We start from the raw sequence: 24,633 nt of genomic DNA, 5'->3' as shown, positions 1-24,633 counted from the left end.
TGATCAGGTGATGTAGCCGAGGCGGATCGCCTTGGCGATCGCCTGGATGCGGTTGACCGAATCAAGCTTAATCGTGGCAGAGCCGAGATAAGCGTTGACGGTATGGACCGAGAGGCCGAGGCGCTCAGCGATTTCTTCACTGATACGACCGTCGCCGGCCAATTGAAGGCAGGCGATCTCGCGTTCGCTCAAGGTCTCCGACGGTGCTGCACGCCGCTCGTCCAGCGACAGGATGTCCGTCATCACCTTGTAGCAACGGCTGTGCACGGCAAGGATGAGTTCACCAGGAAGATCGGCCCCACCGATCGTCGGGAAGACGACATAGCCGTTTCCGACAGCTCCGAGGCGGACAGGGAATGCGACGCCGGAATAGGGCAGCAGGCGCTCCTGCAGCTGGACGGCAAACGGGGTGAAGTCCGAGGCATCGAGGAAGCTCGTCTTCTCCTCTGCGCTCCAGAGCAGCGGCAGGGTCGATGTTTCGATATGCGCGAGCAAGATGTCACCATACGCGGCGACGAAGGCGTCACGGCCGCTGCTGAGGCCGCTGCTCCAGTTCTCGAATTCGGGGTCGAGACGCCGCTTGTGCGGCAGGCTTGCGCCTCCGACACGAAATGCTGCAAAACCGCGCGCGTTCAATGACCGCTGCAGGGATACCAGTTTTGGGAAGATGTCCGAGCGGGAGGTAACGGGGCGCTGGCCGGACCAAGTCGCATCTTCGAGGATGGCTCCGCCTGGTCTGGTATTGGTGGCCATTCCTGCTCCCTTAGACGAGATTGTTGCGGACCGCATAAGCGATCGCTTCCGAGCGTGTCTTCGTTGCTGTCTTACGCATGACGCTGGTGATGTAATTGTTGATCGTATTGCGCGAGATGCCAAGGATCGTCGCGATTTCGTCGCTCGTCTTGCCTTCTGCAATCCAGAAAAGGCACTCAAGCTCGCGATCGGTCAGGTCGAAATCACGATCGCTCTTGTGGCCCTTGTTCGTGGAGAGGCTGAGCGCATAACCTGCGAGCAGCCCGACTTCCCGAAGCCTTTCGGGTGAGAGCACATAGTCCTGCGGGAACAGCAGCATCAAAGCGAGACGGGTGCGGCCGACATTCATCGTCACCGTGCAGTACTGACGGCTGATGCCGAGCGGCACATGCGCGTCGTCGGGCAGGATCGCGTATTTGGGCTGCAGGACCGAGAGGCATTTCTCCAGCTCGGTCGATTGGGAATAGCTGGTGGCCAGTTCGCTTTCGAGGCGACGGACGAGGTCAAACGGCCAATCGGCAGCGACCACGAAATCGAGGCCTTCTTCCTGGACAAGGTCGTAACGCGCCAGAAGGTGACGCGAGGCGCCGACATAGTCACACAGAACCCGCAGGCACTGCCCCATATCGCCCGAAAGCGCCGGCGTTGCCAGCTTTCGGATCAAGACGTCCTTCGACGAAGAGCCTTTTTGCGGAGGCTCCATAGGAGCAGCCGCACGAGCCCGCCCCTCTTGGCCCTCCGTTGTCAGCTCGGCATCCATTCAATGTGCCCCTTTGAACAGCCTTGCAGTATCGCAGTCTTCCCCGCGAAAGATCACGGACGACTCAGACCGCTCCGTAATCTCAAGCTACCGAATCATGTTCACTGTAAAATATAAAGTGGCAAAGGTCACAGGTGTCTTCGGTAATCTTGGACGGCTGGAAGCATGCCCGTCTGTGGGCCATGTTGCAATCCCGCATGCTGATGGGCTTACAACGCAAAACCGCGCCCAGGGGGCGCGGTTGGTACTCGTTTGTTCTTGATTGTCAGGCTGCGTTGTCCACAGCCCATTTGCGAAGGATCTTGGCGGCGCGCTCTTCCGAGATTTCCACCATGCGCGACAGGCGCCGCTCGGGACCTTCCTTGACCCGGCGGTTGAAGCCGCCATTCGGATCGTCGTCCATGGTGAGTAGGTCGTCGGTCGAGTCGAAACCGAAATCCGAACCGAAGCCATCCATAAGGCCGCCGCTCGATCCACCGCCCAGCGCCGGAGAGAAGTCCGGAAGCTCGAGACCCGCGGCCTGCTCGCCGATACCACCAGCGAGTGCCGTTTCTGCTCCGCCGCCGCCTGCGGTGCGGATCATCGGACGGATGCCCATCCAGACGATCAGGAAAGCGACAGCAACGAAGGCGAGCGAGTTGATGATGCCGCCGAGGTTGCGGCTGAGGATTTCCATGAAGCCGGGGCCGGTCGCGGATTCTTCCAACAGCTGGTTTTCGAGGAAGTCCATGGCGGTCAGAGTGACCACGTCGCCGCGCTCGCCGTCGAGGCCGGCAGCCGAGCTGACGATCTTCTGCATCTCGGCAAGATAGGCGTCGATCTTCGCCTGGTCGACGGGCTCGCCGACCATCTTGGCGATGCGACCGCGGTTGACGACAACGGCAACCGACAGCTTCTCGACGGTGTAGCTATTTTTGACCGTGGCGACCGTCTTGCTGTTGATTTCGTAGTTGGTCTGCTCTTCCTTCTTGTCCTGTTCATCCGAGGACTGAGGACCGCCGCCACTTGCTTCAGGTGCCGCCTGGGGAATGTTCTGTTCGACCGTGGCTGCCGTATCGGACTGGCTTTGCAGCGACTTCTGCTGCTCCTTGGTCACACGGACAGACCGTTCGACGCGCGATTCCGGATCGTAGATGGTTTCCTGGATCTGCTGGCTGTCGGTGTTGATCTGGGCCGTGACGCTGGAGCGAAAGTTGTCCATCCCGAGGAATGGTGCGAGCGCCTTGTCGATGTTGGTCTCGATCTCGCGCTGGACGGACTGGACGACGCCGAGCGAACGCGAGGCTTCGCCGCCCGTCTCGTCGCCGGCTGCCAGAAGCTGGCCGGTCGAATCGAGAATCGTGACGTCCTCGACATCGAGGCCTGGGACGGAAGAGGCCACCAACTGACGAATGGATGCAGCAGCCTTGCGGCCGGCATCCGAGGAGGCACGAATCATGACGGAAGCCGTCGGCTTCTGTTCGCCTCTTCGGAAGTTGCCGATATCCGGCATGACGATGTGAACCCGTGCTGCGGCAATGCCCGAGATCTGCTGGATGGTGCGTGCGACTTCACCTTCCAGAGCGCGAACCCGGGTTACTTCCTGCATGAACGAGGTCAGGCCGAGGGAGCCGACATTGTCGAAAAGTTCATAGCCGGCATTGGCGCTGTTGGGCAGGCCGCGTTCGGCGAGCAAAAGACGCGCCTTTCCGGTCATGCCGGCGCGCACACTGATGCTCTGACCGTCCGCACCCGTTTCAAAATCGATGCCCGACTCAGCCAGCGCAATGCTGATCTGGTTCAGATCGACGGGTTCCAGACCGACGTAAAGGTTCTCGTAGGAGGGTTTGTTGACGTAGAGGGCGCCGGCAATGATGATCGCAAAGGAGACAACGGCCACACCAGCCATCGCCAAAATCTTCGCCTGACCCATCGCCGCGAAATTTTTTGGTATCTGAAGTAATTGATTTAACAGATTCATTCTGTCTCGCACCATCTACAAGAAGGTTCGGGCGTTTTTGCCCTTGGCGCGACAATAGAAATCGAAACTTGTGCGAACGTTTCGCGGGGCGGGAAAGCCGAATTCATTTCGGCTGATCGCAAACGCAGAATCTGCGGCCCGGCCGTCCTTTAGAGGACGGTTAGAAGAAGTCGAAGTCGCCAGCCGCCTTGACGAGCGGTTGGGAATGACCATGACGAAGACCTGCCCCCAGGGCCTTCTGCATGTCGGCAAGCTTCACCAGGCTCAGCGCCGTCGTCATGTCGATCATCCAGTCGGACGGGATCGTCGCCGTGATGGTATCGACGAATTCGGCCAGGCCCCGTGTCTTCTGAACAGCCAGGTCAATGCCCTGCAATACTTTCAGGCTTTCGGGATGCTGCAGCACCGTTGGACCACCGAGTTCAAGGAGGTGCGGCTCCACACGCTCGATCAGATAAGCTACGTCGTGCAGCTCGCTGACGATGCGCATGAGGATCTCCGGAAGTTCTTCCTGAGTGTCCTGGTTTCCCGCCAAGTGTTCGTTTTGCATCCGATGTCCAGTACTAGAAGAACTCGATTGAAGTTTCCACCGGCTTCGAAACAGGAACTGGACGCTGCTCCAGCGCCACCGTCTTCTGTGTTTCTGCGCCCGTGAGCGGATACTGTCTTGCCCGACCGCTGACCGGCCAGAATTCCAATTTGCGGCCGTGGTCTCCGCCCGTGGAGGACCCAACCACCTTGATGCCTTCGTCGCGCAGGAACTGCTGGGCGAAGGCGGCATTCTGTTCGCCGACGTTCGAGAAGGTCGCGATCGTCTTGGCGCCACCGAAGATCTTTGCCTCAAGGCGGTCCCTGCGGGCGCCCTGCTTCAGAAGACCGTTGATCAGGAGTTCCATCAGGTGAACCCCGTAGCGGGTGGCGTCACCGCCACCGGCTCCCGGCACGGCCGAACCCGGCAGCAGGAAGTGGTTCATGCCACCTACCCCTGCAATCGGATCCCGAATACAGGCAGCAACACACGAACCGAGGATGGTCGACAGAACCACGTTTGGGTCCTTGCTGACCTTCCACTCCCCTTGAATTATGTGGACGCGCTTTGCTGCACCGTCTTCAGTCATTTTAGGGCTCCGAATACAGCCTCGATGGCTGCCTTCATTTTTTCAATGGTGAACGGCTTTGCCAGGACGTTGTTGGCGCCCAGCTGTGCGGCCTTCTGGACCAGCGCGCGGTCACCCTGCGCGGTCAGAATGATGAAGGCGGCCTTCTTGGTATTCGGGTTGGTGCGCACGGCCTGCAGAAGACCCAGACCGTCCATCTTCGGCATGTTGAAGTCCGAGATGACCAGGTGATGGGGCTGCTGCTCCATGATCTTCATGCCCTGCTCGCCGTCGCCGGCGGCAGTGATCTGCTTGAAGCCGAGCTGGGTCAGCGCGTCGCTGAGCAGCAGGCGACTTGTGACCTGATCGTCGACGATCAGAACTTTGATTTTTTCAGCTAGGGACATTATTCGATACCTTCTTTTCGGGCAGCAGTGAGTTTGAGGATTTCCTCGCCAATGGAGGAGAGAGGTAGTTGATGCTCGACAGCGCCCAGCTCATAGGCGACTCGAGGCATCCCATAGACCACACAGGTCTTTTCGTTCTGGCCAACGGTGCGAGCACCGGCATGACGCATCTTCAATAGGCCGGACGCACCATCGCGCCCCATGCCCGTCAGGATAACCCCGACGGCGTTCCGGCCAGCGAGTTCTGCGACGGAATCAAACAGGACATCCACCGAAGGACGATGTCCGTTGACCGGCGCGCGCTCGACGAGGCGGCAGCAGGGAGCCGAGGCATTCGACACCTGCAGATGCCGTTCCCCACCCGGAGCCAGATAGATCTTGCCGATCTCAAGCCTTGCACCATCCGTGGCCTCCTCCACCACAGGGGCACAGAGACGATTGAGACGTTCGGCAAAGCTCTTGGTGAAGGTCGGCGGCATGTGCTGCGTAATCACCGTCGGGGGGCAATTGCGCGGGAACTTCTGCAACACGGCGATCAGTGCTTCCACGCCACCGGTCGACGAACCGATCGCGACGATCTTGCGGCCGACCCGGAAGTCCGCGACCGGGGCTGCCGACACGGGCTGCACATGCGGTGCGGCGTGGTGGCGGTGCTGAGAGCGGGCCGCAGCCTTTACCTTTTCGGCCAGTTCGCCGAAGGGACGGGCATCACCCGGCTGCGGCTTTGCCACGCAGTCGAAAGCACCGATTTCCAAGGCCGCAAGCGTTGCTTCGGCGCCGCGGTGGGTCATGGTGGAGACCATGATCACCGGCATCGGCCGGAGCTTCATGATCTTTTCCAGGAACTCCAGTCCGTTCATGTTCGGCATCTCGATGTCGAGTGTAACGACATCGGGATTGAGCTGCTTGATGGCCGCGCGGGCTTCCATGGCGTCGCCGGCCTGGCCGATGACGCTGACATCCGGGTCCTGACTTAGCACGGCCGTGATCAAGCCGCGCATGGTCGGGCTATCGTCGACGACGAGAACGCGAGCAGGTGCTGCCATTATTTGCGCCCTCCGTTCTTGCCCAGGTAGCGATAGGTCGTGATGCCGATATTGTCGAAATCGTTCTTCGAGTCGCCGGAAACGCGCTCCGAATGGCCGATGTAGAGATGGCCACCGATCGGGAGCAGGTCCGCAAAGCGGGTCCAGATCCGCATCTGTGTCGGTTCGTCGAAGTAGATGACGACGTTGCGGCAGAAGATGACGTCGAACTTGCCCTTGAATGGCCATTGGGCCATCAGGTTGAGCTCATTATAGGTGATCAGCCGCTTCAGGCGCTCGTCGACCTGGAACTTGCGACGTCCGGCGATTTCGACTTCCTTGAACCACTGCTTGCGCATGGCGGGCGACACCGTCTCGAGCGCCTGCTCGTCATAGGCACCCTGTCGGGCGATGGCGAGGATCTTGGGGTCGATGTCTGTCGCCAGGATCTTGAAGTCGTAGTCGAGGACGTTCGGGAAGGCCTGGAAGACGGTGAGCGCGATCGAATAGGGTTCCTGGCCGTCAGAGCTTGCTGCCGACCAGATACGCACTCGGCCACCGGACTTCGCGCGCTGGATCAGACCCGGCAGAACCTCGTCGCGCAGATGCTCGAAGTGATGGTTCTCGCGGAAGAAGCGGGTGAAGTTGGTCGTCAGATGCGACAGCATTTCGCGGCGCTCGCCTGCCCCTTCCTGAGAAGCGACGAGTTGACAGTAGGCGCGGAAGCCGGAGAGGCCGAGATTGCGGATATGCTTGGAAAGGCGCGAGTAGACAAGCGAGGCCTTGCTGTCGTTCAGCGCGATCCCCGCATCCGAATAGATCATGGCAGCAATCTCGTTCAAATCCCGCCGGGTCAGCGGGTATTCGCCGCTGGCCAGGACCTCGTCGTCCGATTGACGGGATGTACTCATTGCAAAGGTCATGCAGCCTCGCTTTCGGCGGCTTCGTTGAAAAGTGCACCAAGCTCGATCAAGCAGATCATCCGCTTGTCGATGGCGAGAATGCCTCGGGCATATTGTCGTTCGAGGTCGGAGGAGACCTCCGGCGTCGGCTGTATGTCGTCGTCGGTCACGGTCAGGATGTCCGAGACTGCTTCGACGAGCAGTCCCACGATCCTGGACTTGACCTGGGCCACGATGATCACGTGGCGGGCGGTCGGTTCAGCGGGCTTCATGCCCAGGCGCAAAGACAGGTCTATGATCGGCAGGACGGCACCACGCAGGTTGATGACGCCCAAGACATAGTGCGGGGAGTGCGGCAGCGGGGTCGCCGGGGACCAACCCCGGATTTCACGCACCGACATGACGTTCACGCAAAACTCCTGATCGCCGATACGGAAGGCGATGAGTTCACGGTTTCCCTGACCTAAGTTTTTGACCGCATACGACATACTATTACCCTGCGACGGCTAACGACATTTCCTGCTTGAGTGACTGACCACGCGAGGCGGCGACGACGGCATCCACGTCCAGGATGAGTGCCACTCGACCATCACCGAGGATGGTTGCGGCTGCGATGCCCGGGACATGGGTGTAGTTGGCTTCGAGCGACTTGATGACGACCTGACGCTGGCCCTGAATCGCATCGACCATGAGGGCGCGCTGGCCACCGCCTTCGGATTCCACCAGGAGGGCGACGCCTTCCATGGGGTTTGCCTGAATGCCGCGGAAGTTCAGGATCCGGCCGACATCCACCAGCGGGCAGAAGGAGTTGCGGATCGAGATCAGGCGCTGGTTGGCACCGAAGGAGTGGATGTTCTGCGCTTCCGGCTGCAGCGTTTCGACGATCGCGGTGAGCGGGACGACCAGGGTCTGGCCGGCGACCGTGACCACCATGCCGTCGAGAACGGCGAGCGTGAGCGGAAGGCTCATGGTGAAGGTCGAACCGAGGCCCGGACGCGAGGTGATCGAGATACGACCGCCAAGTGCCTGGATCGAACGCTTGACCACGTCCATACCGACACCACGGCCGGAAATGTCGGAGATCTTGTCGGCGGTCGAGAAGCCCGGTGCGAAGATCAGGTTGTCGATTTCTTCATCGGTCAGATTGGCGTCGGCAGCGATCAGTTCGTTGTCGATGGCCTTCTGGCGGACGCGTTCGCGGTTGATACCGGCACCGTCGTCGACGAGTTCGATGACGATACGGCCCGAGCGATGCTTTGCCGTCAGCTTGATCGTGCCTTCCGGCTCCTTGCCGGCGGCCGCACGCTTTTCGGGGCTTTCGATGCCGTGGTCGACGGCGTTTCGGATCATGTGGGTCAGCGGCTCGGCGAGCTTGTCGATGACCGTCTTGTCGACTTCGGTGTTTTCACCTTCCGTGACCAGGCGGATCGACTTGCCGACCATATCGGCCACTTCGCGAACGATACGCGACATGCGCTGGAAGACCGGCTTCACCGGCTGCGCGCGGATCGCCATGACCGAGTCCTGGATCTCGCGGGTGAGCTGCTGCAGCTCTTCGAGGCCCATGTTGACGGCGGACGTGCCGGTTGCATCGTTTTCGATAACGCTCTGCGAGAGCATTGCCTGGTTGATGACGAGCTCGCCCACCAGGTTGATCAGGCGGTCGACGCGGTCGAGATCAACGCGGATGGTCTGACCGGCCGTGTTGTTGGCCTGGGCGGCGGCAGCGGCTGCTGCGGCTGCAGCGGCGGCGGCAGGCGATTCCTTCTTCTCGGTCTTGGCAGCACTTGCCGCCATTTTCATGACGTTGGAGGCCGTCTCGGCAGCTTCGACGGCTGCTGCTACGGTTTCTTCCGGAGCGTCGGCGCTGTCGTCAAGAGCAGACAGGTCGAATGGAACCGGCACCATCGGCAGTTCTTCCGTCGGGGCGGCTGCTTCAGGCTCGCGGAGCTTTACGTCGAGGTCGCAGTCCCACTCGGCAAATTCGAAGACCTGGCGGATGCCTTCTTCGCCCTTTTCCGCCTTGATCTGGATGGTCCAGTGGAAATAGGCGGCTTCCGGATCGATGTCGTCGAGCGACGGCAGGTCGTCCATGTTGCAGTTGATGCTCATCTCGCCGAGGCGGGACAGATCGCGCAACAGGAGGGCGGCTTCGTTGCCCTTCGAATAGAGGTCGCGGCGTGGCTTGAAAGTCACGTCGAATGTGGAGATTTCAGCGGCTGCTTCATCTTCGCCGCCGAAGCCGTCGAAGGTGAAGGGGATCGGCTGGAAGCCACTGTCATCGCTCGGCGCGGCCACTGGGGCCGGTGCAGCGGCCTTCGGAGCCGGCTTGGCTACGGCGACAGGCGCTGCAGAGGGAGCTGGCATCTCGCCGTTGGCGAGCGCTTCCAGTTCCTTGACCAGGCCGCTCGAACGGCTTTCGTCGACACTTCCGCCGTCGCGCGAAGCGCTGACCAAGTCGGCCAGAACGTCGGCCGACTTCAGCATCACCTTCATGACTTCAGGGCCGGGTTCCAGCTTGTTGGAACGAACGCAATCAAGAGTCGTCTCGAAGACGTGCGCGAAGGCGACCAGGTCGTCGAGACCGAAGGCGCCAGCACCGCCCTTGATGGAGTGGACCGCGCGGAACACGGCGTTCACCGTTTCCGGATCCCGATCTCCATCATTCATTTTCAGAAGACCGGATTCCAGTTCTGCGAGCTGCTCCTCGCATTCCTGGAAAAAGATCTCTTTGATTTCGTTCATATCCATAGGAGAAAATCCCGGCTTAGGCGGTTACACGCTCGATGGCATCGATCAGTTTGGTCGGATCGAAGGGCTTCACGATCCAGCCTGTCGCGCCGGCCTGGCGAGCGCGGTTCTTCTTTTCGGCATCGCTTTCCGTGGTCAGAACCAGGATCGGGACAGCGCGGTACTTTTCGTTCCGGCGGACACCCTCGATGAAGCCGAAGCCGTCGAGACGCGGCATGTTGATGTCGGTCACGATGACGTCGGGATTGCATTCCTCGAGCACTTCCAGGCCCTCGACGCCATCTTCGGCCTGGATGGTCTCGAAGCCAGCATTGTTGAGGGTAACCAGAAGCATGTTTCGGATGGTTCTGGAGTCATCCACTGTGAGCACTTTTTTCTTCATTGCCGGATCTCCTTAGCGAGCAGATGGTCGATGTTCACGCCAATTAGTTGAAGGGTTTTCAGAAAAGCCTCAGAGGCCTTTCCGTACGAGAAGGGGTGCTTTTCGGCTTCCCAGGTCTTGGCCGCGGCCATCAGAACCTGCACGCACTGAGCACCGACACGTTCGACGCCGGACGCGTCGATCGTCAAAGGAGCACCGCGCATCGAGAGAATATTGGCCTTGAGATTGGAGGCCTCATTAAGGTCCAACACAGCGGCCAGCTTCAGGGCCTTCTGTTCGCCTTTCTTACTTGCCATCATTTCTTTCCTTGTGTCCCGAGGCTGCGGCAACCAGGCCCAAACGTGGGTCCCGGGAGAACCATTCCCCCGGACAGATTGCCGAAATTCCCGCCCTTAACTTCCTTTTGTAGCGCATGGTGGTAAACAATCCCCTCACCCTCCAAGCCCTGCGATATGAACCGGAAAGCCGAAATCCGCCGTTTCGTCTTCCAGCATTTCTGATGTCGAATATTGCGCGGTCGGCGCTGCCGCAGACGGCTGCTCACGATGGGTCGAGAGCTGGATGCGCGCAGTCTGCGTCTTCGGAGCGCGCGTCTGGCGCTCGATGTGGAACTCGCGGATCGTCGCGCCGAGTTCCAGAATGACCTTGTGGAGATCATCGGTGCCTTCGACGGACTGGCGCGCCACGACGGCGTTGCTGCCGATCTCGGCGCCCAGGCCTGCAACGGTCCCGGCGATGCCTGCGAGCTCGGTCGCCTGACGGTCGGTGCGGGCTGCAATATCGGAAACGGTGCCGCTGATATCGCCCACCTGCAGAACGATGTCGGCGATGGCGCCTTGCGTTTTCGCCACCATATCGACACCGGCCTCGACCTGGTTCTTGGTGGTCGCAACGAGCGTCTTGATTTCGCGGGCAGCATCGGCGGAACGCTGGGCAAGGGCCCGGACTTCCTGGGCTACGACCGCGAAGCCTCGGCCACTGTCGCCGGCACGGGCGGCCTCGATGCCGGCGTTGAGTGCCAGCAGGTTTGTCTGGAAGGCGATTTCGTCGATCGCGCCGATGATGTGGCCGATCTGTTCGGCGGAGGCCTCGATATCAGCCATGGCCGAGATTGCCTGGCCGACCACTTCGCCACTGGCTTCGACGGATGTGCGGGTTGCGGCAACGGTCGCTTCGGCGCGCTTCGTCTGGCGGGCACTGTCGCGCACGCTCGATGTCAGATCCTGGAGGGCGCGGCTGGTCTCGTCCAGCGCGCCGGACTGGTCCTGCGCGCGACCCGCATAGGTGCGGGCGGTCTCGACCATCTGGCCGGTCGCATCGCGGAGATGGGAGAGCTTCTCTTCGGAAGAGAGAAAGGCGGTCTGGAGCTGTTCCAGCGCCTCGTTCATGCTTCCGGCGAGATCGGCATAGGCCTCTGGAACGTCTGAGGCAGCGCGCACGGTGAGGTCACCGGCAGCAAGGCCATCGACAACAGGGCGGAAGATACCTTCGAATTCGGCGCGGTCATGCTCACGCTGCGCGGCCAGATCCCGGTGATGTTTGAGACGCAGTTCGTTGAAACGCAGCGATACGGCGATTTCGACATCGACCATGACGAGCCGGACGAGCGCGGCCACGAGGTCCGTGACCTCGCGCTGGCGGCGGCGGCTGGAAGGGAGGAGGCCCCCGCTATTCGCGTCACCGATGGCGGCTGTCAGCAGATGCTCAAGCACCACTGCATGGCCAGCGACATGCCAGCGCGGATCGAGACCCATGCGGCTTTCGCTGTCGGAAAGCACCTTGACCCGCTCTGCATAGAGAGCATCGAAACGGGCATCGGTGAGAACGTCCCAGTGGGACGAAAGAAGATCGTGCAGCCTGTCGTACTGGCGCTCGCTGGAGAAGACACGCGCGGCATCCGGCGATGACTGAAGGCGCTGGAAAAGGTCGCGAAGCGCTGTCTTCAGGGGCTGGGAAAGGACATGGCGGTTCTGGCGCAGAAGCTCGCACTGGGCCTCATCGAGACCGGCAAAGCGCAGTCGGTCCCGCAGGCTGCCCGCCTGTGATCCCGTCGCCCGCTCCGTGGACATCCCCTGACCCGTCATTCGTCCCGCACTATGGCCACCCAGAGGGGGCCTTCCATCGGTCCAACGATCGTGCAGTCAAAAATGCGGGTGCACAGGTGCTCGGGATCCGATCCCTATCGCCGTCCGCATCATGTCTGCAGGTTCATCGAACTGCTTCCATGTGAAATACAGACCGGACCAGAACCGGTACGACGGGATGGCGTCATGCCCGAAGGAAACTCTGATGCGAGTCCCACTCCGACGTGTCGCCCAATCTTTATGGTTAATTCCTTGCTTGAAGGTTAATGAAATCTCCACATCAAGCCGCAATCTCTAATATGAGAAAATAATGTTTTAATTTGTCCTGAGGGGCCTTCGGGCTTCGCGGAACAAAGCCAACGCTTGCCTCGTTGCGCCGAAAAGCAACAGGAGTGAAGCGTGAACGCGAGAGCTATCTGGAAAGGCCACCTTTCGATCGGCGATCTGGGATGCGCGGTGGCACTTTACTCCGCGGTCAACGGTGCAGAACGCGCCGCGTTCCACATCATCAATCGAGATACGGGACATCGTGTGCGGCGCGAATATGTGGACGGGGACAGCGGGCGCCCGGTGGACAAGGACGATCTGGTCAAGGGTTACGACACCTCCGAAGGCCAGACCGTGATCCTCGAGCCCGACGAAATCCGCGATGCCGTGCCGGAGAGCGACAAGCGGCTGGAGCTATCAGCCTTTCTCGCCTGCGACCAGATCGATACGCTTTACCTGGAGCGACCCTATTTCCTCGCGCCGGCCGATCGGCAATCGGTCGAGGCCTATGAATTGATCCGCAACACGATGGAAACGCAGAGCGTGGCGGCCATTGCCCGCACCGTGCTGTTCCGGCGTGTCCGCAGCGTGCTCATCCGGCCCCAGGGAAAAGGTCTGATCGCCACCACGTTGAACTATGATTACGAGGTGCGCGATCCGGCCGAAAGCTTCGAGGGCATTTCGAAGGTCAAGATCGAAAAGGAGATGCTCGAACTCGCGCAGCACATTATCGGCACCAAGATGGGCGAATTCGACCCGGGCCAATATGAGGACCGCTACGAGGCGGCACTCACCGAACTCGTCAAAGCCAAGATCGCCGGTCGCAAGCCGAAGAAACTGCCGAAGCGCAAGGCCGAGAACGTCACGAGCCTTCTCGATGCTCTGCGCAAAAGTGCGGGCGCGACCGAGGAGAAAACTCCGGCTAGACGCAAGACGACAGCGACCTCTGGGACGAAGCAGAAGAAGGCCGGCTGACCATGTCGCTCTCCGAATATCGCCGCAAGCGCGACTTCAAGGCCACACCCGAACCCAAGGCGGCAAAGGCCAAGAACAAGGGTAACAGCTTCGTCATTCAGAAACATGCCGCGCGGCGTTTGCACTACGACCTGCGGCTGGAGATGGACGGCGTTTTGAAAAGCTGGGCGGTGACGCGTGGGCCGAGCCTCGTGCCGGGTGAAAAGCGGCTCGCCGTTCATGTCGAGGACCATCCGCTCGCCTATGGCGACTTCGAAGGCGTGATCCCGCCGGGGCAATACGGATCGGGCGAGGTTATCGTCTGGGACCGCGGCACGTGGGAACCGCTGTTCGACGTGCGGAAGGGCTACAAGAAGGGCCATCTCGAATTTTCGCTTGATGGAGAGAAGCTCGGAGGACACTGGCATCTGGTGCGCATGGCCGGGAAAGAAGGCGAGACGCGCGAGAACTGGCTACTGATCAAGGGCGAAGACGAACTCGCCCGAACGCCAGACGATCCCGACATCGTCGAAGAAATGCCGCTTTCGGTGAAGAGCGGCCGACCGATCGAAAGCCTGAAGGGTGACGGGAAGGCTGCCGTGTGGAACTCGCGCAAGACATCCAGCAAGGCAGCGAAAACGGCTCCTGCTCGAAGCACGTCTTCGAAGGCGGAAGATCTGAAGATCAAGGGGGCGAAAGCGGGCAGCCTGCCGGAGTTTCTTCCCCCGGCCCTTGCGACACTGGTCAAGACGGTTCCCAAGGGAGACCGCTGGCTGCATGAAATCAAGCTGGACGGGTATCGGATCGAGGCGCGGATCGACCACGGCAAGGTGCAATTGCTGACGCGCACGGGGCTGGACTGGACGGATCGCTTCGGGAAACGGCTGGTCTCGGCGCTCAAGGCGCTACCCGTCCAGTCGGCCATGATCGACGGGGAGATCGTGGTCGAAAGCGGCAACGGCAGCAGCGATTTTTCGCTTCTCCAGCAGGATCTGAGCGAAGGACGAGACGACCGCTTCACCTATTACGTCTTCGATCTCATGCATCTCGACGGTCAGGACCTGACGGGTGCGTCTCTCACCGATCGCAAGGCAGCGCTGGAGCCGCTGATCGCGGATGCCGGCGAACCGTTGAAGTTTTCCAGCCATTTCGACGAAAGCGGCGAGCTCGTGCTGAAACACGCCTGCCGCCTCAGCTTGGAAGGTGTGATCTCCAAGGTCGCTTCCGCGCCCTATCGGTCTGGCCGGGGCCGCGACTGGGTGAAATCGAAATGCACGGCGCGCCAGGAGCTGGTGATCGGGGGGTATGTCCCCTCCTCTGTCTCGGACCGGGCGATCGGATCTCTGATCATGGGCGTGAACGAGGCGGATGGCCTGCGCCATGTCGGGCGGGTGGGGACCGGTTATACGCAGAAGCTGGCGCGGCAGGTCTTCGACAGGCTTCAACCGCTCGTTCGAGAAAAGAGCCCGTTCAAGGACAAACTGACCGGCCTTGAGCGCAAGGATGCCGTTTTCATCGAGCCGGAAGTGGTGGCAGAGATCGAGTTTCGCGGCTGGACCGGGGACGCCCATCTGCGGCACGCCTCGTTCCGTGGCCTGCGGGAGGACAAGGCGGCAAGTGATGTCGTGCTGGAGACACCTGCTCCGAGCACGTCCACCAAGAAGACCGGCAGTCGCAAAGGCGGCTCGGCAGCGGCCAAGCAGGAACAGGCGGCTGTCCAGGCGGCGCGCCGGCGGATTACCCTCACACATCCTGACAGGCTCTACTGGCCGGAGGCGGGTGTCACCAAGGAAGGCCTGGCGGATCACTACGCGCTGGTCTGGCCGCGCATTGCGCCCTTTATCGTCGATCGGCCACTTGCGCTCCTGCGCTGCCCGGAGGGTCATGAGAAGACCTGCTTCTTCCAGAAGCATGGCTGGCGCGGCATGCGCAAAGAGATCATCACCATCCGTGACCCGAAGGACGATGAGGCATTGGTTGCCATTCGCGATCTCGACGGGCTTTTGGCGCTCGTGCAGGGCGCAGCGCTGGAGATCCACCCTTGGGGATCACGCGGCGGAGACCTGGAGCGACCTGACATGGTGAACATCGATCTCGATCCCGGTCCTGATGTCACCTGGGAGCGCGTTATCGAGGCGGCTTTCGAGGTGCGCCAGCGCTTTGCCGATCTCGGGCTCACCGGCTTCGTCAAGACATCCGGTGGCAAGGGCCTGCATGTCGTCGCACCGCTCAAGCCGAAGGCCCAATGGCCGGAGGTCAAGGCAGCGATGAAGGCGCTGGCGGAGAGCATGAGTGCAGACAGCCCGGAGGACTATGTCTCGACGATCAGCAAGGCGAAGCGCAAGGGCAAGATCCTGATCGACTATCTTCGCAATGGTCGCGGGGCAACGGCTGTTGCACCCTACTCCACGCGTGCCAGGCCCGGCGCGCCGGTATCCATGCCGCTATCCTTCGACGAACTCAGTCCTCAGATCCTGCCGAACCACTTCACCGTCGGCAATGTGCCGGCCCGGCTTGCCGAAAGCGATGGGGACCCCTGGGAGGATTTCAGAAGGGCGGAAGCGCCGCTTCAAGGAAAGGCTAAGGCGAAGACGCGCCGCTGAACGTTCTACTTTCTGTGGGCTGGCTTCTTCTCGGACGCGAGGCTGCGGCGGAGCGCCTCCATGATGTCGATCACGTTGTCCTTGCGCTCGGGCTCGGGCGCCTTCTTGGGCTTCGTCCGCTTCGACTTCTTGGTACGGTTTTCGATGATCTCGTAGAGATGCTCCTCGACCGGATCGCGCACCAGCTTCGGGTCCCAGTCGCGCTGGCGTGCCTCAACGAGCTTCTTCATCATGGTCTTGGCGCCGGTTGCCGGTGAGGCATTTTCCGACAGCTTGAAAAACGGGGCCGAGTCCCGGACTTCATCGCCGTAGCGGAGCGTCCAGACCACCATGCCCTGATCCCTCGGGACGAGGAGAACGGCATGCTCCCGGCGATAGAGAACGAGACGGGCAATGCCGCCGGTGTCGGTCTTCAGCATGGCTTCGCGAATGACGGCGAAGGCCTCCTCGCTCACCTTGTCGGCAGGTGCGAGATAGTGGGGGCTGTCGTACCAGATCCAGCCGATCGAATTGCGCGGGACGAACGTTTCGATGTCGATGGTGCGCGTGCTTTCGAGCGCGACATCCTCAAGCTCTTCGTCTTCGAACAGGACATAGTCGTCCTCCGCGCGCTCGTAGCCTTTGACCTGGTCCTCGTCGTCGACGGGCTTGCCGGTTTCGGAATCGACATAGCGGCTGACGACCCGGTTTCCGGTCTTGCGATTGATGTTGTGGAAGCGGAGCTTGGCGCTTTCCGTCACAGCGGGCGTCATGGCGACGCGGCAGGTGACGAGGGACAGCTTGAGATAGCCTTTCCAGAACGCGCGCTGCGCCATGTCTCTCTCCTTCGCGTGGCGGTCCATCCGCAGCGCTGCCCCGGAAAACGCGAGCAGGACGGAACTGTTCCGAGGACTGTTCAAATCGGCGGTTGCACCGGGAACCGTTTGCCCTTCCTGGCGTTCATCTGATGCCTGTTCCTCTTCAATGATGAGCCGGAGGATCTGAGGTCGATATGAGGGTATCGCAGACAGATCCGACCGGGGAGCCGGCGGGCGTGACGAGACCGCGCTCGGCGGATGTTTGGGCATGTGGAACGGAAAGCGGCGACGACGGAGATTTACCATGGCTGAACGAGATTATGACTGGATTGCCCGGCGAGCCTACTCGCTCTGGGAAGAAGAGGGTCGCCCAGATGGTCGGGACGAAGATCATTGGCAGACAGCTCTGAGCGACTGGGAAACCCTTAATGCTTCCGCGACCGAGACAACGGCGAAGGCCGGCCGGCGCATTGCTGAGGCACAGGCATCCGCAGTGCAGGAAGGCCTTGTGATCACAGAGGAGCCGGTTCAACCGGTCCGCAAATCGGCAAGGAGCCGGAAAGGGTGACGAAGGTGGCCGGACTCGATCTTTCCCTAGCCCTCAGCCGAGCGCAATTTATTCAACGCGTGCGTGATGCCTATCATCGTGAAGATGAGGAGATTCGCCCCCGCCGCAATTACCCCACGCGCGTGCCCTTGCACGTCCTGGCGGTGACCTCGGAAATCTATCCCCTGATCAAGACCGGCGGCCTCGCCGATGTGACCGGCGCGCTTCCGAAGGCGCTGTCCACCTATGGCATCGAAACCCACACGCTGGTGCCCGGCTATCCATCCATCCTTGCGCTCGCACGGCTGCACCCGCCCCTGATGGAGTTCGACGATCTGCTCGGTGAGAAGGCAACTCTGCGCCATCTGGAGATCGACGGCCTCAGCCTGTTCGTGCTCGATGCGCCGGCGCTTTATGAGCGGCCGGGCGGCCCTTATGTCGACGAGCACGGTGTCGACCATGCCGACAACTGGAAACGTTTTGCCGTGCTTTCGCTGGCGGGCGCCGAAATTGCGGCCGGCGCGCTGCCCGGCTGGAAGCCTGACCTGGTGCATACCCATGACTGGCAGTCGGCACTCACATCCGTTTATCTCCGCCAGATGGGATCTGACGTTCCCGTCGTTCTGACGATCCACAATCTTGCTTTTCAGGGGCAGTATTCCGCCTCGCTGCTGCCCTATATCGGCTTGCCGCCCGAGGTCTATTCGGTCGAGCAGATGGAGTATTTCGGCGATATCAGCTACCTCAAGGGTGGCCTTGTGACGGCCGATCACATCACGGTCGTGAGCCCCACTTATGCGCGGGAGATCCTGTCGCCGACCTTCGGCATGGGCCTCGACGGTGTGCTGAACGCCCGCATGGACCGGCTTCAGGGGATCGTCAACGGCATCGACAACGAGGTCTGGAACCCCGCCACGGATCCCTATCTGCCGTTCCGCTACGACATGAAGACGCTGCGCAACAAGAAGAACAACAAGGCGCTGCTGCTCGAGCGCTTCAACCTGGAACCGGGCGATGGCCCCCTGTTCTCGGCTGTCACGCGCATCACCTGGCAAAAGGGCATGGACATGCTGGCCGAGGTGGCGGACGAAATCTTCCATTGGGGTGGGCGACTGATCGTTCATGGCCAGGGAGACCATGACATCGAGGATGCGCTCAAGGCTACCGCCGCCCGCTTCCCGGGACGAATGGCAGTCTCGATCGGCTTCAACGAGCCGACCGCGCACCTGATCCATGGCGGCTCGGATGCGATCATTCAGCCATCGCGCTTCGAGCCCTGTGGCCTGACGCAGCTTTACGGCCTGCGTTATGGCTGCGTGCCGGTGGTATCACGGACAGGCGGTCTTTCCGAGACGATCATCGATGCCAATGATGCGGCGATTTCGGCACGGGCGGCGACCGGCTTCCAGTTCCATCCGGTTCGCCCGGAAGGACTTCGCCATGCAATCCGGCGTGCGGCTGACGCTTACGGCGACAAACGGAAATGGGCGCGCCTTCAGTTGCAGGCGATGCGGGCCGATTATTCGTGGGATCGCAGCGCCGAAAGCTATGCCGAGGTTTATGGACGGCTCACGGAAGCTGCAGTGGAATTGCGTCACTGATCAGACGCAGCGCCAGACAGTCGTGACAAAGGGCCCGGAACTGATCCGGGCCCTTTGTTTATTACAGGGTCGATCGCGGGAGTGTTTCCGCGCTAGATCAGAGAGGCCGTGAGCCTCATCTCCAATCGTCCATATGCTGATCGCCATCCGCGTTGAACCGCTCGCGCGCGGCGATGGTCCGCTCCAGCGCGGCAATGTCCTCGCCGACGGCGGGAACGGGATCATCGGCTATGGCTTCGAGGACGGCGGGATCGATCGTGCCCGCGCGGATTGCCATGCGCAGGGTTTCCCGCGTCTGGCGCTCCGCCTCCAGTTGCGCGAAGAGCGCAATGATCAACCGATCGCGCGGATCGGGAAAGCGGCGCCAGCGTGGCGGGCGCACCGTATCGGACATGATGCACTCCTTTTCGACAGAAGAAATTGCTCCCTGAGGAAACATTTGTAGCCGCCCAATGTTCCCCTCTCGCACCATAGGAGACGGGTTCATGGAAACAGATTTGAAGACACTCGAGGCAAGGCTCAACGCCCACCGTGAAATCCTGATTTCACTGTTGAGCGACATCCTCATCACCCCGGATCAGGCTCCGGAACTGCTGCGCAACCTCGAGCAGGAGGTGCTGCTAAGGGACGGCGCTGAAGATCCTGGGGCCGAGCCATCCGCCGGCACCGGGCGTGGTCATGAAAAGGGTGAGACTATTCGCGATATCCTGGAGACGGCGAAGGCACGGGCATCGGCCCTGCGACGGGCTTCATCCGACCTTGGCGAACCCAATGGCTTCACCGAGGCGCTGAACAAAAGCGATTGATCGGTCACGGGTGAGGCTTTCCCTGGCTCTCCCTGTAAGAGCGGCCGCTCGGACACACACGGCCCTCCGAGCGGCACCTGCGGTTACTTGTCCTGAGAGTGGTCGATCACATCGAAATTGGCGTCCCAATCCTTCGGCGGATCCTTCTTGCCGGGCGGCCACTTGTTCACGGTCGCATCTTCGGAGCCGGTGATGACAGTCGGCTTGGCGCTGACGACGCCGTCGCTTTCGCCCCCGGCCTGCGTGCCCGCGAACTGGCCTTCGGCATCCTTGTGAATGCGGTCTAGATCTTCATCTCGACGATCTTCAGTCATGGCATCTTTCCTCCGGTGATATCGTGATCAACACGACACCGACGCCAAAGGTTCCGAGCTGTCACTCACCGTCATCAGCGGATGCCTGGGCAAGGAAGGAAGACAGTGGGGCAACGAGGGTCCAGCGGAGCCCTGCCGGGTCGAAGTCGACCGAGACCTGCCCCCCGAAGGAGCTTGCCGCGTGACGCTCGATGACCGTCGAGCCGAAGCCTCGGCGGGTTGGCGGATTGACCGGCGGACCATGCTGTTCGGACCAGAGGAGGCGCAACCTTGGCTCCTCCCCTTCCTCCAGGGGCGCCAAAATTTCCCACTCGATGCGGAGCCGGCCTTCGAGAACGGACAGGGCTCCGTATTTGACCGAATTGGTGGCAAGTTCGTGGAAGACGAGGCCGAGGTTCTGAACGGCATTCGCGTTGACCAGGAGATCAGGACCGCGGCGGGAGATCCGGTCACTTGACCCTGTCACGGTCGTCAATTGCAGGTCGACCAGCGAGGCGAGCGGAATGCCGCCCCATTGCTGTTTGGCCAGCGCTTCGATCGACTGGGCGAGACCAGCCAAGCGGCCGCTGACGGCACGTTGAAATTCCTCAACGTCGTCGGTGCCGCGCGCAAGCTGCCGCATCATCGCCTGTACGAGCGAGAGGATATTCTTCGTCCGGTGCACGAGTTCCTGCAGGATGAAATGGATGCGGTCTTCGGCTTCCGCACGGTCGAAGGAGGCATTGGACAGGGCGACAGCGACCTGGTTTGCCTCGACGATCTTGGTCCTTTCCGGTGAGACGATGTCTCCGTGGCCGATCCGGTCGGCCATGCAGGCGATCTTTCGGATTGCCGAGCGCAGATGATGGGCCGCAACCATGACAACGCCGAGTATCAGCGTGAGGAAAACAAGACTTCCGATCAGCAGGCTTTTCCAGAGCGCGACGAAGGAACTGTTGAGACTGTCTACGGGTCCCCAGACGATCGCACGCCAGGGCCAGTCGGCGACCTTGGCATAACCCATCAAGTGTTGCCTGCCGTCGCGGTAGAAGACGGCGCTGTTGTTGGATCCATACATGAGCTCAAGCCAGCTCTGGTCCACCTCGGTGCCAGACGGCCGATTATCCGCCCCGCTCGACACGACGATGCGGCCCTTGCCATCCACAAGGGCGGCTGACCAGCCAGGTGAGAGCGCGTTTCGGGAGGCGAGGCTTCCGAGACTGGCTGCATCCTGGGTCAGGACAACGGCGTCCACACCGGCCGGGCCGCGCTCGCCGAGCGGCCTTGTCAGATTGACCACCCAACGCTCGCTGGTTGCGCCCAGAAACACGTCTGAAATTTCTACATTGCCGGACCTGAGAGCAGAGCGCACGGACTCCGGGTTAGCCATGGGCCGAAGCGGCGTTCCCCAAGGCAAGCGAGTGTTGACGATCTGGCTTCCGTCACGTCGTGCCAGGATCACGTAGAGCGAGCTCGCCTTCAGGCTTTCCCCTACCCGCGTATGGAACGCCTGGAGATCGCCCTGTTGGAGCTCCACCGAATTGGCCAAGAGGGCGAGCGTGGTTTCCATATCTGCGATCTTGCGTTCCACCGACTGGCTGATCGCATGCGCATCATCTGCCACGTTGGTGCGCAATGCCTCGAACTGTGAGCGCTCTAGCTGCATCAACAGGAAGGCTACAAAGGCGAGGAGCGGCAGCGTCGAAAGCACCGCCATGACCGCGAGATATGAGCCGATCGAGGCGGTGGGAAAGGCGCCCAGGAATGATCTGGCCAGCCGGTTCACACGACGCCCCTGCTGAAGGACTGATGCAGATTGATGATTTTCACACCGAACCAAATGGACATGGCGGCGTTAGGTCCCTGATACTGAACAAGGAGGATGCCATGATCTTCAAACCGCAACTTTTCCACGGCGAAACGCCGGTGGTGGCGGACGAAAATCCGCCCGAGACCACACTGGAACAACGGGTGGCAGACGCGCTCGCCTTGACGGCCGGGACAGGTGCGGAGGGGCTGAAGGTCGTGGCCAGCGGAGCAGAGATTTTTCTCTTCGGTGCCGTTGCCTCTCGCGACGAAATGGATCGTGCGGTCGAGGTGGTCTTGACGGTTCCGGGCGTGGAGAAGGTGACGGTACGGATGCAAAGCGACGAGGCGCCGTGACAGCCCCCGCCGTCCGGCATTTCGATCTCTACGATTTTGAGGCCCGCGCTTACGCAGATGGATGGCTGAACACCATCCATGCATGCCTCGCCGGGCCGCGTCTGCGCTGATCGAAGTCACTGATATTCCGATACTTTCGGCCGGACTTAAGTCAGGCGCGCCCACCCATCTTGGAAGAGTTCTCCTGACCCCAGGCATGAACGATGCCGGCAACTTCCAGCATCCGCCCCTTCAGGTCCTGCTGACGCAGCACAGGTATCTTGCGCTTGTCGACCTGGCTCTCGGAATAGCTGCGAGCTGCTTCAACAGCGAGCCTATGGCTCGGATAGATGGGTGATTGGCCTTCCTCGGACAAAAAGCACCAGCCACCGGCCTGAGGGATGATGTCACAATATACCTGGGTCATGCCGCACTCCTCCTGATATCGCCAAAACGTCCAAGTGCAGCAAACGTTCCCGCCGGGAGGCGCTATTTTTGACTGCAAATTTTGGTCATCCGCACGCCACGATGAGCGAATGGGGCGGAAAGCTTGCGAGATCCCGGATATCCGACGCGGCCTCGCGCGGCATGACGTGGATGGTGTCGCCACGGACCGGGGGCAGCGTGACATGATCGTCGCTGAAGTTGCAGCGCAACTGCCAGCGCCTTTCGCCCAATTGCCAGTCGATGGCAAGTCGCCCTTCCTCCGCGGTCAGCAGGTGGCCTACACCGCCACCGATGTTCTCAAGAAGTGGCACGAGATGGGCGCGGCGCTTGCCGAGCAAGTCCCGGAACTGGGCGGCCGCGCTTCGGCCAGCGGCGGTGTCCGCCTCCTGCCAATCGAGTTTCGAGATGTTGAAGGTCTGGACGTCATTGGGATCGCGGATTTCCTCCAAGGTCAGATCTTCGGTGCCGAAATCACGCGCCTGACGCAATCGGTCTTCGGGTGCGTTTTGGTCGAGATCCGGGGGATAATCGCCAAAAAAGAAGAACCGGCCTTGAGAGCGGAACTCGTCACCCATGAAGAGAAGCGGGATCTGCGGTGACAGCAATAGCAGTGCCAGCAACCTTTCTCCGAGATCGGACTCGACGAGGCTCCAGAGCCGCTCGCCTCGACCGCGATTGCCAACCTGATCGTGATTTTGCAGGAAGTTGACGAAGGTAACCGGAGGCAGATGTCCACTCGGCTCGCCAACCAGCTCGTCTCCCTTTCCTTCGATCCGTTCGCCCTGGATGGTAAAACCAGTTGCGAGTGTCTTTCCGATCCGGGGCCAGAAGTTGTCGGCGAAGACGCTGAAATGTCCACCATGTTCTCCCGTGGCCCAGGCATGGATCAGGTGGTGATAGCCGTCGTTCCAGACGCCGTCGTAGAGCCGGACGGAGTTGTCTTCGTTGCGCTCGTGCAGTCTCGTGATGCTGCGGCCGTCCTCGACCACGAGATGCACGTGGCGGTCGGACAGCGTATCCCGGATACGGAGCGCCATCTCCTCCAGGATGTGGGGATCGCTCGCATTGTCCTCGATCTGATGGACAGCATCGAGCCGCAAACCGTCGAGGGAAAATTCCTTGAGCCAGTAGAGGGCGTTTTCCAGAACGAGATCCCTGGTCGCCGGCTGAGAGACATCGAGCCTCGGCCCCCACGGAGTGCCCTCGTCGGTAAAGACATCGGGTGCGTAGCGGGCGAGATAGTTCCCGTCAAAGCCGACGTGATTGTAGACAACGTCCAGGATGACCATGAGGCCAAGGCCGTGCGCTACGTCAATGAAAGCTTTCATGTCGTCGGGCGAACCATAGGCAGGATGTGGCGTGTAGAGCAGGACGCCGTCATAACCCCAACCGCGACTGCCGCCGAAGGCCGCCACCGGCATCAGCTCGATCATCGTGATACCGAGCTCGGCAAGGCGAGGCAGTTTCGTTGCTGCGGCGGCAAAGGTCCCCTCGTCCGTGAAGGTGCCGACATGGATTTCGTAGATGACGGCTTCAGACCAGGGCCGGCCCTTCCAGCCGGTGGTCTTCCAGCGATAGGCCGTTGGGTCGACCACAAGGGAGCGGCCATGCACATCGCTTTCGAGAGCGCGGCCCGCCGGGTCTGGAACGCTCATCCCATCCGGTAGGACGAAGGAATAAGGGGTGCCTGGTGCAATGTTTGTGGCGACCAGTTCGTACCAGCCGTCCCCCACGGGCGACATCGGAACGTCCTCATCGATCAGGCGAAGGCTCAGGGCCTGGACCGCCGGCGCCCAGATCCGGAAGCGCATCTCGCCGGGCGCGGTGTATTCCGCTCCCCAGCTTTTCGGGGAAACACGATGATCGCACTGGATGGCTCGTTCCTCGGCGTATGCTCCCGATCGCCGCTCGTCCATCCACTCGCCCTCCCGCTGATGTCATCAGCGCAAAGAACCACGCGGCATGCGGAAGGTTCCGAAGCAGGTGACGTGCCTGGAATACGACGTTAGCCGGGTTCGTTCAGGAACAAAGCCTAGGTTCGGCGAATTGGTCTTT

General features: G+C 61.1%; 25 protein-coding genes. 6 read left to right on the top strand and 19 right to left on the bottom strand.

What is annotated here, in order from left to right; translation table 11 throughout:
- Window positions 1-3: 3 nt before the first annotated feature.
- The 13 genes from C0V73_RS06195 to C0V73_RS06135 all read right to left on the bottom strand — a co-directional run bounded on the left by C0V73_RS06195 (window position 4) and on the right by C0V73_RS06135 (window position 12,106).
- A complete protein-coding gene (locus C0V73_RS06195) occupies window positions 4-753 on the bottom strand; it encodes a helix-turn-helix transcriptional regulator (protein WP_102019133.1) in 750 nt (249 codons plus the stop codon).
- Between the two features lie 10 nt (window positions 754-763).
- Window positions 764-1,456 (bottom strand): helix-turn-helix transcriptional regulator, encoded by a 693-nt coding sequence (locus C0V73_RS06190; RefSeq protein ID WP_245407919.1) that lies wholly within the window; start codon window positions 1,454-1,456, stop codon window positions 764-766.
- A 322-nt stretch (window positions 1,457-1,778) separates the two neighbouring features.
- Window positions 1,779-3,473 carry a flagellar basal-body MS-ring/collar protein FliF gene (gene fliF, locus C0V73_RS06185; protein WP_102019131.1) on the bottom strand — a complete coding sequence of 565 codons (1,695 nt, stop codon included), beginning with the start codon at window positions 3,471-3,473 and terminating at the stop codon, window positions 1,779-1,781.
- Window positions 3,474-3,633: 160 nt separating this feature from the next.
- A complete protein-coding gene (locus C0V73_RS06180) occupies window positions 3,634-4,023 on the bottom strand; it encodes a hypothetical protein (RefSeq protein ID WP_102019130.1) in 390 nt (129 codons plus the stop codon).
- 13 nt (window positions 4,024-4,036) lie between these two features.
- Window positions 4,037-4,591: a chemoreceptor glutamine deamidase CheD gene (cheD, locus tag C0V73_RS06175; RefSeq protein ID WP_102019129.1), complete on the bottom strand. Its 555-nt coding sequence runs from the start codon at window positions 4,589-4,591 to the stop codon at window positions 4,037-4,039.
- A complete protein-coding gene (locus C0V73_RS06170; protein ID WP_006726293.1) occupies window positions 4,588-4,977 on the bottom strand; it encodes a response regulator in 390 nt (129 codons plus the stop codon). Before C0V73_RS06170 ends, cheD begins: the two co-directional genes overlap by 4 nt.
- Complete coding sequence (gene cheB / locus C0V73_RS06165; RefSeq protein WP_102019128.1) at window positions 4,977-6,023, bottom strand: protein-glutamate O-methylesterase CheB; 1,047 nt, start codon at window positions 6,021-6,023, stop codon at window positions 4,977-4,979. The genes C0V73_RS06170 and cheB overlap by 1 nt, the downstream gene beginning before the upstream one ends.
- Window positions 6,023-6,925 carry a protein-glutamate O-methyltransferase CheR gene (cheR, locus tag C0V73_RS06160; RefSeq protein ID WP_102019127.1) on the bottom strand — a complete coding sequence of 301 codons (903 nt, stop codon included), beginning with the start codon at window positions 6,923-6,925 and terminating at the stop codon, window positions 6,023-6,025. Before cheR ends, cheB begins: the two co-directional genes overlap by 1 nt.
- Complete coding sequence (locus C0V73_RS06155; RefSeq protein ID WP_102019126.1) at window positions 6,922-7,392, bottom strand: chemotaxis protein CheW; 471 nt, start codon at window positions 7,390-7,392, stop codon at window positions 6,922-6,924. Before C0V73_RS06155 ends, cheR begins: the two co-directional genes overlap by 4 nt.
- A gap of 4 nt (window positions 7,393-7,396) precedes the next feature.
- A complete protein-coding gene (locus C0V73_RS06150) occupies window positions 7,397-9,655 on the bottom strand; it encodes a chemotaxis protein CheA (RefSeq protein ID WP_102019125.1) in 2,259 nt (752 codons plus the stop codon).
- A 16-nt stretch (window positions 9,656-9,671) separates the two neighbouring features.
- A complete protein-coding gene (gene cheY1, locus C0V73_RS06145) occupies window positions 9,672-10,037 on the bottom strand; it encodes a chemotaxis response regulator CheY1 (RefSeq protein ID WP_006726298.1) in 366 nt (121 codons plus the stop codon).
- Window positions 10,034-10,333 carry an STAS domain-containing protein gene (locus tag C0V73_RS06140; protein WP_102019613.1) on the bottom strand — a complete coding sequence of 100 codons (300 nt, stop codon included), beginning with the start codon at window positions 10,331-10,333 and terminating at the stop codon, window positions 10,034-10,036. Before C0V73_RS06140 ends, cheY1 begins: the two co-directional genes overlap by 4 nt.
- 135 nt (window positions 10,334-10,468) lie before the next feature.
- Window positions 10,469-12,106 (bottom strand): globin-coupled sensor protein, encoded by a 1,638-nt coding sequence (locus C0V73_RS06135; RefSeq protein WP_102019612.1) that lies wholly within the window; start codon window positions 12,104-12,106, stop codon window positions 10,469-10,471.
- Between the two features lie 414 nt (window positions 12,107-12,520).
- Between C0V73_RS06135 and C0V73_RS06130 the strand changes: the two genes are divergently transcribed.
- Together C0V73_RS06130 and ligD are read left to right on the top strand one after the other, a co-directional pair.
- Window positions 12,521-13,363, top strand: a complete 843-nt coding sequence (locus tag C0V73_RS06130) for a Ku protein (RefSeq protein WP_102019124.1) — start codon at window positions 12,521-12,523, stop codon at window positions 13,361-13,363.
- A gap of 2 nt (window positions 13,364-13,365) precedes the next feature.
- Window positions 13,366-15,945, top strand: a complete 2,580-nt coding sequence (gene ligD / locus C0V73_RS06125) for a DNA ligase D (RefSeq protein ID WP_102019123.1) — start codon at window positions 13,366-13,368, stop codon at window positions 15,943-15,945.
- A gap of 5 nt (window positions 15,946-15,950) precedes the next feature.
- Here the strand turns inward: ligD and C0V73_RS06120 are convergent, their stop codons facing one another.
- A complete protein-coding gene (locus C0V73_RS06120) occupies window positions 15,951-16,760 on the bottom strand; it encodes a Ku protein (RefSeq protein WP_102019122.1) in 810 nt (269 codons plus the stop codon).
- Window positions 16,761-17,046: 286 nt separating this feature from the next.
- Here C0V73_RS06120 and C0V73_RS06115 point away from each other — a divergent pair, with 286 nt between their 5' ends.
- Window positions 17,047-17,310, top strand: coding sequence for a DUF2934 domain-containing protein (locus C0V73_RS06115; protein ID WP_102019121.1), 264 nt, complete (start codon window positions 17,047-17,049; stop codon window positions 17,308-17,310).
- A gap of 128 nt (window positions 17,311-17,438) precedes the next feature.
- Window positions 17,439-18,890, top strand: coding sequence for a glycogen synthase GlgA (glgA, locus tag C0V73_RS06110; RefSeq protein WP_172450107.1), 1,452 nt, complete (start codon window positions 17,439-17,441; stop codon window positions 18,888-18,890).
- Window positions 18,891-19,005: 115 nt separating this feature from the next.
- Here the strand turns inward: glgA and C0V73_RS06105 are convergent, their stop codons facing one another.
- Entirely contained in the window at window positions 19,006-19,284 is a 279-nt protein-coding gene (locus C0V73_RS06105) for a hypothetical protein (RefSeq protein ID WP_102019119.1), read from the bottom strand.
- A 91-nt stretch (window positions 19,285-19,375) separates the two neighbouring features.
- Between C0V73_RS06105 and C0V73_RS06100 the strand changes: the two genes are divergently transcribed.
- Window positions 19,376-19,696 carry a hypothetical protein gene (locus C0V73_RS06100; RefSeq protein WP_102019118.1) on the top strand — a complete coding sequence of 107 codons (321 nt, stop codon included), beginning with the start codon at window positions 19,376-19,378 and terminating at the stop codon, window positions 19,694-19,696.
- 83 nt (window positions 19,697-19,779) lie between these two features.
- Here the strand turns inward: C0V73_RS06100 and C0V73_RS06095 are convergent, their stop codons facing one another.
- Together C0V73_RS06095 and C0V73_RS06090 are read right to left on the bottom strand one after the other, a co-directional pair.
- A complete protein-coding gene (locus tag C0V73_RS06095; RefSeq protein WP_102019117.1) occupies window positions 19,780-20,010 on the bottom strand; it encodes a hypothetical protein in 231 nt (76 codons plus the stop codon).
- A gap of 61 nt (window positions 20,011-20,071) precedes the next feature.
- On the bottom strand, window positions 20,072-21,775 hold the full coding sequence (locus C0V73_RS06090) for a sensor histidine kinase (RefSeq protein ID WP_102019116.1): 1,704 nt from the start codon (window positions 21,773-21,775) through the stop codon (window positions 20,072-20,074).
- A 23-nt stretch (window positions 21,776-21,798) separates the two neighbouring features.
- Here C0V73_RS06090 and C0V73_RS06085 point away from each other — a divergent pair, with 23 nt between their 5' ends.
- Complete coding sequence (locus tag C0V73_RS06085) at window positions 21,799-22,152, top strand: BON domain-containing protein (RefSeq protein WP_245407894.1); 354 nt, start codon at window positions 21,799-21,801, stop codon at window positions 22,150-22,152.
- A 151-nt stretch (window positions 22,153-22,303) separates the two neighbouring features.
- Here the strand turns inward: C0V73_RS06085 and C0V73_RS06080 are convergent, their stop codons facing one another.
- Entirely contained in the window at window positions 22,304-22,558 is a 255-nt protein-coding gene (locus C0V73_RS06080) for a hypothetical protein (protein WP_102019115.1), read from the bottom strand.
- 85 nt (window positions 22,559-22,643) lie between these two features.
- Window positions 22,644-24,494: a malto-oligosyltrehalose trehalohydrolase gene (treZ, locus tag C0V73_RS06075; RefSeq protein ID WP_102019114.1), complete on the bottom strand. Its 1,851-nt coding sequence runs from the start codon at window positions 24,492-24,494 to the stop codon at window positions 22,644-22,646.
- Between the last annotated feature and the right edge of the window lie 139 nt (window positions 24,495-24,633).

Origin of the sequence: Rhizobium sp. TH135 (assembly GCF_002855515.1) — a bacterium.
GTDB lineage: Bacteria > Pseudomonadota > Alphaproteobacteria > Rhizobiales > Rhizobiaceae > Allorhizobium.
The sequence above is the reverse complement of the archived record's forward strand: the minus strand, read 5'-3'. Positions and strand labels throughout refer to the sequence as shown.